12 protein-coding genes are annotated in these 12637 nt (G+C 56.7%); 6 read left to right on the forward strand and 6 right to left on the reverse strand.

Annotated features, from left to right (window positions below; genetic code table 11):
* Positions 1–47: 47 nt before the first annotated feature.
* From ACYP2A_RS18020 to ACYP2A_RS18030, 3 genes are all read right to left on the reverse strand, one after another.
* Positions 48–1148: a sigma-54 interaction domain-containing protein gene (locus ACYP2A_RS18020; RefSeq protein WP_459747015.1), complete on the reverse strand. Its 1101-nt coding sequence runs from the start codon at positions 1146–1148 to the stop codon at positions 48–50.
* Positions 1149–1157: 9 nt separating this feature from the next.
* Positions 1158–2345, reverse strand: a complete 1188-nt coding sequence (locus tag ACYP2A_RS18025; RefSeq protein ID WP_459747017.1) for an acyl-CoA dehydrogenase family protein — start codon at positions 2343–2345, stop codon at positions 1158–1160.
* A 278-nt stretch (positions 2346–2623) separates the two neighbouring features.
* The gene (locus ACYP2A_RS18030; RefSeq protein WP_459747019.1) at positions 2624–3331 is read right to left on the reverse strand and encodes a metallophosphoesterase; all 708 of its coding nucleotides are present in this window, start codon (positions 3329–3331) and stop codon (positions 2624–2626) included.
* Between the two features lie 109 nt (positions 3332–3440).
* Here ACYP2A_RS18030 and ACYP2A_RS18035 point away from each other — a divergent pair, with 109 nt between their 5' ends.
* Positions 3441–4316 (forward strand): AEC family transporter, encoded by an 876-nt coding sequence (locus ACYP2A_RS18035; RefSeq protein WP_459747020.1) that lies wholly within the window; start codon positions 3441–3443, stop codon positions 4314–4316.
* Between the two features lie 33 nt (positions 4317–4349).
* A complete protein-coding gene (locus ACYP2A_RS18040; protein ID WP_459747022.1) occupies positions 4350–5183 on the forward strand; it encodes a hypothetical protein in 834 nt (277 codons plus the stop codon).
* A 7-nt stretch (positions 5184–5190) separates the two neighbouring features.
* Here the strand turns inward: ACYP2A_RS18040 and ACYP2A_RS18045 are convergent, their stop codons facing one another.
* On the reverse strand, positions 5191–6042 hold the full coding sequence (locus ACYP2A_RS18045; protein ID WP_459747023.1) for an AraC family transcriptional regulator: 852 nt from the start codon (positions 6040–6042) through the stop codon (positions 5191–5193).
* A gap of 98 nt (positions 6043–6140) precedes the next feature.
* Here ACYP2A_RS18045 and ACYP2A_RS18050 point away from each other — a divergent pair, with 98 nt between their 5' ends.
* From ACYP2A_RS18050 to ACYP2A_RS18060, 3 genes are all read left to right on the forward strand, one after another.
* Complete coding sequence (locus ACYP2A_RS18050) at positions 6141–7280, forward strand: tyramine oxidase subunit B (RefSeq protein ID WP_459747024.1); 1140 nt, start codon at positions 6141–6143, stop codon at positions 7278–7280.
* Between the two features lie 26 nt (positions 7281–7306).
* Complete coding sequence (locus ACYP2A_RS18055; protein ID WP_459747026.1) at positions 7307–7723, forward strand: RidA family protein; 417 nt, start codon at positions 7307–7309, stop codon at positions 7721–7723.
* Positions 7724–7863: 140 nt separating this feature from the next.
* Positions 7864–9162 carry an NAD(P)/FAD-dependent oxidoreductase gene (locus tag ACYP2A_RS18060; protein ID WP_459747027.1) on the forward strand — a complete coding sequence of 433 codons (1299 nt, stop codon included), beginning with the start codon at positions 7864–7866 and terminating at the stop codon, positions 9160–9162.
* Here the strand turns inward: ACYP2A_RS18060 and ACYP2A_RS18065 are convergent.
* On the reverse strand, positions 9155–10378 hold the full coding sequence (locus tag ACYP2A_RS18065) for a zinc-dependent alcohol dehydrogenase (protein WP_459747028.1): 1224 nt from the start codon (positions 10376–10378) through the stop codon (positions 9155–9157). The two genes, ACYP2A_RS18060 and ACYP2A_RS18065, sit on opposite strands and share 8 nt — an antisense overlap.
* Positions 10379–10822: 444 nt before the next feature.
* Here ACYP2A_RS18065 and ACYP2A_RS18070 point away from each other — a divergent pair, with 444 nt between their 5' ends.
* Positions 10823–11767: a helix-turn-helix domain-containing protein gene (locus tag ACYP2A_RS18070; protein ID WP_459747029.1), complete on the forward strand. Its 945-nt coding sequence runs from the start codon at positions 10823–10825 to the stop codon at positions 11765–11767.
* A gap of 219 nt (positions 11768–11986) precedes the next feature.
* Here ACYP2A_RS18070 and ACYP2A_RS18075 read toward each other — a convergent pair whose 3' ends face one another.
* Positions 11987–12610 carry a TetR/AcrR family transcriptional regulator gene (locus ACYP2A_RS18075; protein ID WP_459747357.1) on the reverse strand — a complete coding sequence of 208 codons (624 nt, stop codon included), beginning with the start codon at positions 12608–12610 and terminating at the stop codon, positions 11987–11989.
* Between the last annotated feature and the right edge of the window lie 27 nt (positions 12611–12637).

The following is a 12637-nucleotide window of genomic DNA, read 5'->3' on the forward strand; positions in this document are numbered from 1 at the left end:
TTGTCTGGATTGCTGATCAGTAGCAGTGTTGTTATTGCGATTCGGGATCAGATCGACAGATGCACCAGACGATTACCTTGCGAGCTTTGCGCCGGCTTGCGCTTGTTCACCACCAGTTCGCCAATCCTGATCAGGTGGCTGCGGGTGATGTTGCGCGACAGACCCAGCAGGCTGGCGGTGTGCACCTGGTTGTAATGGCAGAAACGATAAGCAGCGCGCAGCAGGCTGTCTTCGACCTTTTCGTGCAGGGCGCCGCTTTGTTCCTCGAACAGGCGCATAAAGGCGCGCTGCAACAGTTGTTCGGCCGTTTCGTCGCGTGGGCGGTTGTCGTCCTCGCGCTCGATCCGCAGGTTCGACAGGTGCAAATCTTCGGCGCGAATCAGGCGCTCACGGCAGATCAGCAAGGTGTGATGAATGACGTTTTCCAGCTCGCGAATATTACCCGGCCAACCGTAGCTGGCCAGGCGCTTGATAGCGTCCTCGGCCAGGGTGACTTCGGCATAGCCCAGCCGCTGGCTGTACTGGTTGATGAAGTGCCGCGCCAGAGGCAGCACATCGCCGGGACGTTCACGCAACGGGTAAAGCTGCAAGCTGACCACATTCAGGCGGTAATACAGGTCTTCACGGAAGTGACCGGCATTGATTGCCTTTTCCAGATGCACGTTGGTGGCCGCCAGCACCCGCACATTGATCGGGATGCTCTTGCGCGAGCCCAGGCGCACCACTTCACGCTCTTGCAGCACGCGCAGCAACTTGACCTGAATGGCCATCGGCAAGTCGCCGATTTCATCGAGAAACAGCGTGCCGCCGCTGGCTTCCTCGAACCAGCCGGCCTTGGCCGCCAAGGCGCCGGTAAACGCGCCTTTTTCATGGCCGAACAGCTCGGCTTCGACCAGCGATTCGGAAAACGCCCCGCAGTTGACGGCCACGAACGGCCCGGCCTTGCGCCCACTGAGGTTATGGATATGGCGGGCGACCAGCTCTTTGCCGGTGCCGGTCTCACCAATGATCAGCACGCTGGCTTCGCTCGGCGCGACTTGCTGCACATGGGCCAGCAATGCCTGGGATTTGGAGTCTTCAAAAACCTGAGCCGTAGCCCTGATCGACGTTGCCAGAGCTGGGGAGGGGGGCAGAGTCAGCAAATGCATGGGCAGGCCTTACGAGTAGAAAGACGGAACAGGGCGCGTGCCGTTCAAGGCCCAGTCGCCCAGTTCCTGAATGCGGTAGTCCACAGGGTCGTGCAGGGTCTGAGTGCGCAGGTTGCGCCAGTAGCGGTCAAACCGCAGCGACGCGTGCGTGGCACGGGCGCCGGTGACTTCGAACAGGCGATTGCAAATGTCCAGCCCGTGGCGGGTGGCGGCGACTTTGGCCGTGCCCACCGCCAGCGCCAGTTGCGCACGTTCTTCGCTGCTCAGGTCGTTGTCTTTGCTCCAGGCGTCGTCCAGCAAATTGGCCGCACGCTCGATCAACAACCGCACACTTTCCAGACCGACCCAGAATTCGCCGTAGTGACGCAGGATGTACGGGTCTTCACTGCTGGTTTCGGCGCTGGAACGGAACCACGGCCGGCTCTCTTTCAGCGTGTACTGGCGTGCTTCTTCAAAGGCGCCCTCGGCAATGCCAAGGAACAGGTTGGCGAAATGCAACTGGGCAATCAGCGGCCGCAACCCGGCAAACGGAGTGCTCAAAGGCCCTGGGTTGAGCAGCAGTTCGGAGTGTTCGACCCGTACCCGCTCGAACGTGGCGCTGCCGCTGTCGGTTTGCCGCTGACCAATGTTGTCCCAGTCGCCATGCAGGGTGATGCCGGTGCGACCGCTGGGGATGGCCGCGATCAAGAGCTTGCCGCCGGCGTTTTCGTCGATGGCCGAGGCGATGAGCATTTCCGAGTCGCTGGCGCCGGAGCAGAAGCTCTTCTTGCCCGAGAACTCATACCACCCCGCACACTTGCGCAGCACCGTACGCGTGTCCAGCGGGTTAAGAGCATTGCCCCAGAACCAGTGATTGCGGGCGGTTTGTTCAAACCACGGTTGCCACTGTTCAGGGCTTGAAAACAACCGCACGGTGGCCAGCATCAAGTGATGGAAGCCAAACACGTGGGCCAGCGAGCTGTCGACCCGCGCCACTTCGCGCACCACTTCAAAGGTGTCGCGCCAACTGGCGCCCAGGCCGCCGTACTGGCGGGGGATGACCAGGCCCAGCAGGCCACTGTCACGCAATGCATCGCGTTCGGCCTTGGGCGTGCCGCCTGTGGCATCGCGCTCGACGGCGGTTTCGGCAAACCACGGCGTGAGCTCGCGCACGGTCTGCAACGGGTTGATCGGGATGGCTTGCTGATTAAGGCTCATGTGTGGTCACGATGTCCTGGAACAAAGAAGGTGGCATTCACAGAGCAAGCACCGTTCCATGTTTATAAAGATCATATAAAACAATGAGTTAATGGGTTTTTTGACCCGGACGTCGTGTTGCCCTGGCAGACAACTGTGGATCGGGTGTTGCTGGACGAACAGTTTTGCAAGTGTTGGCCCATGGACAACGAGCCTCGCCGAAAAGGCCCGTTCAGACATATTAGGTAATACCACCCCATACGGTGTTACATCTTCATTTTCATACACCGCGTGAAGCCTTAGTGATCAGCGCGAAGGCGCTGTTCAGCAAGGCCGGCCACATAAACCGTGTCGTCCTGCACACAATAAATCCCCAGCGGACCCTCGCCGCCACCGGTGCAATCAAGCGCCATGACATTGCCCAGGCGTAGCGGGGCAGGCAGCCGGGTGTGGCCGACGCACACCCGCCAGATACCAGCGATACCCGCAGTGTTGTGCTTGAGAATACGTTCGCGGCCCCAGAGCGCGGTCTGCTCGATGCGCGGGTCATGCAGGTGCTCGACGAACATCGGCCAACTGATGGCGGCCGGCACATCGGCGTGCAAGACGCCTACAGTGCCGCGTGCCGATTCAATTTCGATCACGATCGGCAGGCTTTGTAGCTTGCCAATGATCATGTCTTTGGACTCATCGGCGATGTTCATCCACCAGCGGGCGCCGTGTGCGGAGTAGGGCACATCGGGATTGTCCAGCCAGGCGCGAATCAGCATCTGTTCATGGTTGCCTTGCACGGCATAAAACCACGGCTCGCCCAACAGCTTCAGGCCTTCCAGTACATCCGCGCCGCGATCGATCAGGTCGCCGACACCGATTACCCGGTCAATCGAGCGGTCAAACCCTAGCGTTTGCAGTCCCTCGAACAGCTCGGCGATTTTGAAATGGATATCGCCGACCACAAAATCCCGGCCTTGGGTGTTAAGCGGCAGTTTCAGCAGCTTGGCGTGCATGGGCACAAAATCCTTGAGGTGAGTGGCTGTGAGGCAATAAATAGCAACATTTGTTGCACCTTAACCTCGACAGCTTCAGCATGACGTTTTTTTCAGGGAGGAAAAGCCCGTGTTGGCTTCGTTATTTGCCGTTCTGGCGCCGGTGTTCATTGTTTCGCTAATCGGTTATGCCTGGGCGCGGCAAGGGCAGAGTTACCCGACCGACTTTATCGCCCGGCTGGTGATGACCATCGGCACGCCATCGCTGGTGCTGTCGACCCTGAGCCGCACCCGGCTTGATTCGGCAGCCTTCATGAGCATGGCCCTGGCCTGTGTGTTGTGCATGATCGCCATGGCGTTGATCGGGCTGTTGGTCAGCAAGGCTTTTCGTCAGCACTGGCGGGTACTGGTGCCGGCTTTCATGTTTCCCAATACCGGCAACATGGGCTTGCCGATCAGCCTGTATGCCTTCGGCGACCATGGTCTGGCGCTGGCCGTGGCGTTTTTTCTGACCCTGTCGATCTTTCAGTTCACTCTGGGCATTGCCCTGTCTGGCGGCGCCGCATCGCTTAAAGACCTGCTGCGCAATCCGGTATTGATCAGCCTGGTGCTGGCATTGCCGATCATTTTCTTCGACCTGCACCTGCCGCGCTGGCTCGCCAACACCGTCGACCTGCTGGGCGGCATGACCATTCCGCTGATGTTGCTGACCCTCGGCGTGTCGCTGGCCAGCATCCGCTTGCACCATGTGGCCAGCGGCATGCTGCAAGGCGCGCTGCGCATTGTGCTCGGTGCGGCGGTGGGGTGGATCATCGGTATGGCATTGGGCATGGAGCCACTGGCGCAAGCCATCCTGATCACCCAGTCGGCCATGCCGGTCGCGGTGTTCAATTATTTGCTCGCCGTGCGCGCCAATCAGTCGCCAGAAAAAGTCGCCAATCTGGTGATGTGCTCGACGGTGCTGTCGTTTGTGTGGCTGCCGGTGGTGCTGGCGGGATTGATGTAAAAACGAGAGTCAGGGATAAAGGAGTGACTGTTTATGGAGAGTGTTGAAACGAAATTACGATCTCTGATTGAGGCCCGACTTCAGGCGCCGGTACAGGCTCTGCCTTGGACGAGTGTTTCCAGAGTGGTGTTGAACAATGAGGACTGCCCTGACTACCCCGGACTTAAAGGCACGGGGTTCTTTTGTCGATTGAACAATGATGTTGATGATTTTTTCTTTGTGACGGCTCGGCATTGTATGCTGGGCGATCTTTGTAATGACGTGGACCCGGTCCGCCTTTGCAAGACCGTCAGGTTGCCGTATGCCCATGAGGATGCGCAGGTCCATGAAGAAGAGCACATCAGGTTCGATCAGGTCGTTTGCCCTTTGCACGACGATACCGAAAAGCCAGGAAAGTACGAGGATCTATTGATTTTTAGACTCTCGAATGAGCATTTGAAGCCCTACAGGCAGATGCTTATGGACCGTGCCCTGGAACTTCCTGTGTCAGGTTTGACAGCCTCGGATATAGAGCAACTCTCTATCGACAAGGTGCATGTTCTGGGTTGCCCGCTATTCGATAATGAGCAGTCCGGGATTGACTATTGCGCGGACAGCAGTGTTGATATTTTTTTTCAAAAATATAACTTCACTGCGTCCTTGAAAACAGCGGCCAGTTACGCGGACAGGCACTCGATTGAGAATATTGATTTTGACCAGCGCAGCATAAATGGTTTCAGCGGATCCCCCGTCCTGTGGCAGTTTCAGCAGAATGGGAAATGGCGCAATGTGTTGATCGGCATGCTGTTGACAGGCAACAAGGACAGAGGCGAGTTGTTAAACGGTGCTTTAATTATTTCGGCTATCGAAAAAATGAAAAACGCCTGAAAATGCATCAAACAGGCTCCATCGCACTGACCCGCGCGCCATAGGCGCCTTGCACCACGCGCCGTTGATAATCAGTGGGCGTGGTGCTCACCAGCTTTTTAAAGTCGCGCAGAAAATGCGACTGATCGGTAAAGCCCAGATCCAGCGCCAGATCGGAAAATGACATATCAACGCCAGTATTGATGCTGTTCAACGCCGCCTGGCAGCGAATGATTCGGCAAAAGGTCTTGGGCGTCATGCCGGTGTCCTGGCGAAACTGGCGTTGCAGCGTGCGGCCGGTATAGCCGCTCAAGGCTTCCAGTTCACTGATGCGTATATCGCCCCGGTGCGCCAGCACTTTGCGGATGACCATGGCCGTGAGGTCTGAGGTCTTTTGCGTTAGCTCAGGCGCTGCAAAACCGTTGAACAACGCCATTTGCTCACCGAACTGAGCAGTGCGTGCGATGTGCTCGATCATTGCCTGCGCCCCCGGCATCACGTCTTGCAGGTCCACTTGCTGCTCGGCGAGATCCTCAACCCTGCTTTTCAAGAAACCCGGTATCACGCCGGGCCGAAAGCGCACCCCGAAATAATGGTGTCGGTGGAGCAAATCCACACGCTGCGCCTCCAGTGGCGTGCCACAGACCTGGGCGCCGGGACGGCTGGTGTCGCAGTCGAACAGGATGTCGACGCAGCCATCCGGCACTGCAAAGATTTGATCCGCAGATGTCTCGATGTCCAGCGTGTAAAAGTGCGAAATCGCCGGATGTGGGGTGTTTATGGCCTCATAGCGTGCTGAGTTGAGCACAAACCAAGGCTGTTCGCAGACACCGTGCAGGGCATGTCCGATTTTTACAATACGCTGCGGATCGCTCTTCATAAACTCGACATCACCTTGTCCAGACAGCGTTAAGCGTGGCAGGCCTTATACGGCTGTAACGCCAGCCGCCAACTATGTCTCAGTGCGTCGAGATAAACATGACTAACAACGCCAAGATCGACTTTATCTACTTGTCCGAGCAGGACATGATCCGCGCCGGTGTCACCGACATGCCGTCGTGCGTCGACACCATGGAGGAGATGTTCGGCCTGTTGTACCACGGCGATTACCGCATGGCAGGCCCCAATAACGACTCGCATGGTGCCATGGTGACCTTCCCGGAAAACTCGCCGTTCCCGAACATGCCCAAGCCCACGGCTGACCGGCGCATGATGGCGATGCCTGCCTATCTGGGCGGCAACTTCTGCACCGCAGGCGTCAAGTGGTACGGCTCCAATATCGCCAACCGCGACAAGGGCCTGCCGCGCTCGATTCTGATGTTCACCCTCAACGACCCGGACACCGGCGCGCCACTGGCCCATATGTCGGCCAACCTGCTCTCGGCGTATCGCACCGGTGCAATCCCCGGCGTCGGCGCCCGACATCTGGCGCGCAAGGATTCCAAGGTGATCGGTCTATCAGGCCCCGGCGTGATGGGCAAGACCTCGGTCGCCGCCTTCATGGCGGTGTGCCCGCTGATCGACACGATCAAGATCAAGGGCCGTGGCCAGCGCAGTCTGGACGACTTTTTGACCTGGGTGCGCGTGACGTTTCCGCAAATCGTCAACGTTCAGGTGGTCGACACCCTTGAAGAGGTGGTGCGCGACTCGGACCTGGTGACCTATTGCAGTTCTTGCGAAGTCGGCGACCCGACAGCCTATCCGCAAGTCAAGCGTGAGTGGGTCAAGCCCGGCGCTTTCCTGGCCATGCCGGCCGCTTGCAACATCGACGCCGGCATGGAGCAGAGCGACGTGCGCAAGGTGGTCGACAACACCGGCCTTTACGAGGCCTGGTTTCATGAACTGCCCAAGCCTGCGCACCACTGCGTGCCAGTGATTGGTGTGCGCTTCATGGACATGATCGCAGAGGGCTTGCTGCAGCCGGAACAGGTCGAGGACATCGGCAAGATCATCGCCGGTGACGCGCCGGGGCGTCTGAACGATGAAGAAATCATCCTGATGTCGGTAGGCGGCATGCCGGTCGAGGACGTGGCGTGGGGCACCGTGGTGTACCGCAACGCCATCGAACGCGGCATCGGCGTAAAGCTGAACCTCTGGGAAACCCCCGTTCTTAGCTGACTGAACATTTATACAAGGAAGCGCACATGACGCAGATCACCAAACTCAAGACCGGCTCCAAATTTGAAGAGATGGCCAGCTATTCACGGCTGGTCGCGGTCGACAACTGGATCTACGTGTCCAACACCGCAGGCCGCAACCCGCAGACCAAAGAGATTGCCGAAGACCTGACCGAACAGACCCATCAGGTGTTTGCCAACATCGAAGCGGCCTTGGCGGCGGTGGATGCCAGCCTTGCGGATGTGGTGTGTTCGCGGGTGTTCATCCAGAACCCGGAAGACGTGCCGCAGGTGATGAACATCATCGGCGAGAAGTTTCGCGGCATCGACCCGGCCTGCACCGCGACCTGTCCGCCGCTGGGCTCGACCGTCTACAAAGTCGAGCTGGAAGTGACCGCCTACCGCGGCGCCTCACGCGCCGAAGTAACGCAGATCACCCTGTAGATACCTGTAGGACCGACTTCAGTCGGGAAGCAGGCGCCACAAATTTACGGTGTGGCCATTCGCGGCTAAAGCCACTCCTACGAGATAAGCGGATCGCCGTGCAGTTGGTTTCACAACATGCGTTTTCAGAGTTGCTACCCATGGCCCTCATCATCGCCCCCGTTCACACCTCGCAGCAGCTTCCAGTCTCGACCACGGTCGTGATTATCGGCGGCGGGATCATTGGCCTGACCGCCGCCCTGACCCTGGCCGAGCGCAATATCCCGGTCATCGTGCTGGAAAAGGGCCGGGTTGCCGGCGAGCAGTCGTCGCGCAACCTGGGCTGGATCCGCAAGACCAGCCGCCACGCCGGTGATATTCCGCTGGCTCAGGCCGCTGACCGTTTGTGGGCGCAAATGCGCGAGCGGGTGGGGGTCGATGTCGGTTATCGCCAGGCCGGGATCATGTTTGTGGCGCGTAACGAAACACAAATGGCTATGCATGAGCAGTGGCTCAAGGGGGTAGAACACTTGGCGCTGGACTCGCATTTGCTCGGCAAACAGGACATTGCCCGGCATGTGCCCGGTGGCCAGGGCAACTGGGCTGGCGGCATTTACACGCCATCGGACGGTCGCGCCGAACCCACCCTGGCGGCCAGCGCCATTGCCAATGCGGCCATTGCCAAGGGTGCGGTAATCATCGAACAGTGCGCCGTACGTACCTTGCAGACCTCAGGCGGGCGAGTCAGTGGCGTAGTTACCGAGCGGGGCGAGATTCGTTGCGAGCAGGTGTTGTTGGCCGGCGGGCTGTGGTCGCGCCGGTTTCTCGGCAATCTGGGGGTTAATTTACCCACACTGCCACTGACCTGTTCAGTGCTGCGCACCAAACCCATGGACGGGCCGACAGACATCGCCGTCGGTGCGCCGGACTTTTCGTTTCGCAAGCACATCGACGGTGGTTTCATCATTACCCAACGCGGTGCGCTGGACGCTTTTCTGACCCTGGATCACTTTCTACTGGGGCCGCAGTACCTGCCGCAACTGAAAGCGCAGCGTGACTTTTTGCGCATTTCACTGGGCAAGTATTTCTTCAATGACCTGACCCTGGCGCGGCGCTGGAAGGCCGGCGGCGTGTCGCCATTCGAGCGCGTGCGGGTTCAGGATCCGGCGGCCAATGCCGGGCTTAACGAGGAAGCATTGCGTAACCTGCGCGCGGCCTGGCCGGTGTTTCAGAACGCGCAGATCGAACAGGCGTGGGCGGGGACCATCGATGTAACGCCAGACTCAAACCCGGTGATCGGCCCGGTGGCGAAGATCCCGGGCCTGACCCTGGCCACCGGCTTTTCCGGCCATGGTTTCGGCACGTCGCCAGCGGCGGGGCAACTGGCGGCCGATCTGCTGTCGGGGCAAGCGCCGATTATTGACCCGGCGCCTTACAGCTTCGAGCGGTTCATCAAGTAGCCGGCACAATGTCGACCGCTTCCATGACCGGCGCTTCGATGTACGGGCTGCCCGGTGTCAGGATGACCTTGCGGCAGTCTTCCTGACGCTTGTCGAAGATCTTGTAGCCTTCGGCGGCCTGCTCCAGCGACAGGCGATGAGTAATGATGGCTTCAGGCGCAAGCCGCCCGGTTTCGATATGCCCGAGCAGCTCCGGCAGGTAACGCTGTACGTGAGTCTGGCCCATGCGAAAGGTCAGGCCCTTGTCGAACGCATCGCCAAACAAGAACCCATGAATGAAGCCGGAATAAACCCCCGGCACACTGACCACGCCGCCGCGCCGAACCGCCGCAATACACTGTCGCAGTGCCTTGCCGCTGCTGCCTTCGAGCTTGAGGGTGGCCAGAATGGTTTCAGTGGTGCTGCCCTTGGCCTCGAAACCGACCGCGTCGACCACGCCATCGACACCGCGCATGCCGGGTGTTTGCTGGATGATGGTGTCGGCTGGATCATCGTCGTCATCGAAATTGATCGGGATCACGCCGTAGGTTTTCTGCGCGTAAGCCAGCCGGTACGCATGATGATCAACCATGAAAATTCGTTCGGCACCGAGCATCCGCGCCACCGCTGCGCACAACAGCCCAACCGGCCCGGCACCGTAGATAGCAATGCTTGAGCCGGCACCGATTTCGGTATTTTTCACCGCTTGAAAGGCGGTCGGCAGGATATCGGACAGAAACAGAACCTTCTCATCCGACAGCGTGCCCGGCACTTTGAATGGCCCGGTATTGGCTTTCGGTACCCGCACATACTCGGCTTGCCCGCCGGGAACACCGCCATACAGGTGGCTGTAGCCGAACAGCGCGGCACCCGATGGAATGGATTTTTTGTTAAGAATCGCACCGCGTCCGGTGTTGGTAGTTTCGCACGCCGCAAACTGGTCAAGCTGGCAAAAGAAGCAACTGCCGCAAGCGATTACAAACGGAATGACCACCCGGTCGCCAGGGCTGACGGCGGTGACACCAGTGCCGATTTCTTCGACCACACCCATGAACTCATGGCCAAAGATATCGCCATGCTCGACCGACGGAATCTTGCCGCGATAAAGGTGCAAGTCCGAGCCGCAAATGGCCGTGGCAGTGACGCGCAGAATGATGTCATCCGGCTGCTCCAGGACAGGGTCCGGAACGGTATCGACTTTCACGTTATGCGCGCCGTGGTAGGTGAGTGCTCTCATGTTCGTTACCCGCCGTTGAGTGAGGTGATAAGCAACGGAGGCAGCATCGGCGGGCTAAGTTCAACGAAATCTACCGACTGGAAGAGCTAAGCTTTTCTACGGTGAGAAGTACCAAACGTTTCAATTGATGAGCTAAAAGTCAGTCAGCATAGAGTAATGCCCGCATCAGGCTCGATGCGCCTATCATCACATACGACTCAACATATTGATTTTTTTAAATTTTATAATCCTAAATTGTGGGAAGGCTGTGCGCGCAATTGAGTACGAAGGGCTTATGAAAATCCACGACTGCTACTGCAGCCAATCGTGTGCACTCAAGACGCTGGCCTGCACCCAAAAGCCCTATTATCACCAAAGCACAATTTACTAAAAAAATATTTGATTTAGTAAATTGTGCTGTGATAGATTTCTTGCCTCATAGCTCATTAAGTATTGGAGTGGCTCATGTATAGCAAGGCAATGACGGAATTGGCTTTGAATCTACTTTCTTGTAATCAAAAGGAGCTTGCTGCTCGATTGGGTGTATCTCCGACTCAGATCAGCAAATGGAAGAAAGACGAATATATATCCTTTGAAATGGAAAATAAGCTGCGTGCCCTCATTGGGATTGGTAATCAACAGCCAGAATTCATTCTGCTTTCAGGCAGCATAGAAGCTGCCGCCAAATGGGATAAGTTGATACATTTTATTGCTATGATTGCTCAGGAGCAGGAAGAGACAGGCTACGTAACTGAGCCATTAACAGACTCAAACGATTTACTATGTTGGAGTGTATTTCACACCTTGAACCAGATGGGTGTTGAAATACCCAGGGATTTTCCTGTGGAGTTAGACGTTGATTTTGATAATCCTGATTTAGATTGGAGCTTTATAGAGAATAACGCAATCTCTGCATTAATAGGGGAGATATTCATAGCCCTATCTAACGTTTATGGGTTTTATTCGGCGTATATCGCTGAGTTCTTGGATGACGATGTTTTAGAACTTATGGATACGCCGGCTCAAAATATTGAGTCTTGTTTGATGGAGTTGGCTGCTAGTAAAGTATGCGTTGATGAATCCATTGCCAAAAATTTTATGGCTTTCAAGGATAATACTGTTTCTTCCTATGAGGAATGGCTTGGCTTGGTAAAAAATGCTGCACTAGGAGCAGGCATGCCACTAAGGGCAGAGCTTTTCGATTTGATCTACAGCACACCTGAAGATATTGGGCACAAAGCTGAGGCTGAAAGCATGGGTTTCAATAAAAAAAATTTACACCCAGATATCTATATGAATGAATTGCTAGTGGGGATGCGAGTGATTCATAAGGTTTTACCGATGATTTTAGAAAAGCTTGGTATCAGTGAAAAAATCAATATGGAAGATTTAAATATTTATCTTAAGTAGGTTGCAATCAGAAATCAGGATTTATCCTGCAGCTTTAGGAGGACTTCGAAGTGGTCCGCTATGTATTTTAATTGGTTATGAGGGTTTTATAAAAAATAAGAATGTATACGCTCTGCGGCGAATTCAAAAAAGAATTTTTCATCAGTGTCAAGGGTCGGTAATTAGATGCGGGGCGAGTACAACCTCTAAAGAAACAGTACTCGCCCTGTTTTTTAGTGGTTACAGGTTGCGCTGTGCTCTATCAAGCATCGACATGATCACCTCGAAAAGCTCGCACCTAGCCTGTTCCGGCAAAATCTCTCCCGATGCCGCCGCATTCGAAAGTGCGTCGGCGGCGCCCATCATGGCGCGTAAATGCGCGTTTGTAAGCTGGGCGCCGCCGAGAAACGGCGCCAGCACGGTCCGGCATTTACCCATGAACAGCACTTCATAGTCATGCTTGACCTGCGCCAGCTCCGGCGAGCTGCTCAGCGCTGCAATCACCCCCGGAATCTCGCGGCCCTGATGCAGTACGCAATCCACATAGGCGCAGGCGATCACCTGCGCCTTGGCCTCGGCACTGGCTTCGCTGTTGTGCAGTGCCTCGTCGAGCAGCGCCGTCTGGCGTTCATCGAAATCCTGATACAGCCGCGACAACAGTGCCGGTCGGTCAGGGAAGTGATCGTAGACCACCGGTTTGGTGACCCCGGCCTGCTCAGCCAGATGCCCCAGCGTCAGCGCGTCGGTGCCTTGCTGGCGGACGATTTGCCAGGCCACGCTCAGCAACTGGGCGAGACGATTTTCTCTCGACAGCCTTTGGCGCGGCGCTGATTTGACAGATGAAGACGGGCTTGACACGGCTATATACCAAAAGTAAGTTAACTGAAACCT

The sequence above is a fragment of the Pseudomonas sp. 3A(2025) genome, assembly GCF_054589175.1.

Coding starts and splice junctions, on each gene's coding strand:
- ACYP2A_RS18020 (WP_459747015.1), bottom strand. CDS start 1,148: ATGCATTTGCTGACTCTGCCCCCCTCCCCAGCTCTGGCAACGTCGATC.
- ACYP2A_RS18025 (WP_459747017.1), bottom strand. CDS start 2,345: ATGAGCCTTAATCAGCAAGCCATCCCGATCAACCCGTTGCAGACCGTG.
- ACYP2A_RS18030 (WP_459747019.1), bottom strand. CDS start 3,331: ATGCACGCCAAGCTGCTGAAACTGCCGCTTAACACCCAAGGCCGGGAT.
- ACYP2A_RS18040 (WP_459747022.1), top strand. CDS start 4,350: ATGGAGAGTGTTGAAACGAAATTACGATCTCTGATTGAGGCCCGACTT.
- ACYP2A_RS18045 (WP_459747023.1), bottom strand. CDS start 6,042: ATGAAGAGCGATCCGCAGCGTATTGTAAAAATCGGACATGCCCTGCAC.
- ACYP2A_RS18050 (WP_459747024.1), top strand. CDS start 6,141: ATGACTAACAACGCCAAGATCGACTTTATCTACTTGTCCGAGCAGGAC.
- ACYP2A_RS18055 (WP_459747026.1), top strand. CDS start 7,307: ATGACGCAGATCACCAAACTCAAGACCGGCTCCAAATTTGAAGAGATG.
- ACYP2A_RS18060 (WP_459747027.1), top strand. CDS start 7,864: ATGGCCCTCATCATCGCCCCCGTTCACACCTCGCAGCAGCTTCCAGTC.
- ACYP2A_RS18065 (WP_459747028.1), bottom strand. CDS start 10,378: ATGAGAGCACTCACCTACCACGGCGCGCATAACGTGAAAGTCGATACC.
- ACYP2A_RS18070 (WP_459747029.1), top strand. CDS start 10,823: ATGTATAGCAAGGCAATGACGGAATTGGCTTTGAATCTACTTTCTTGT.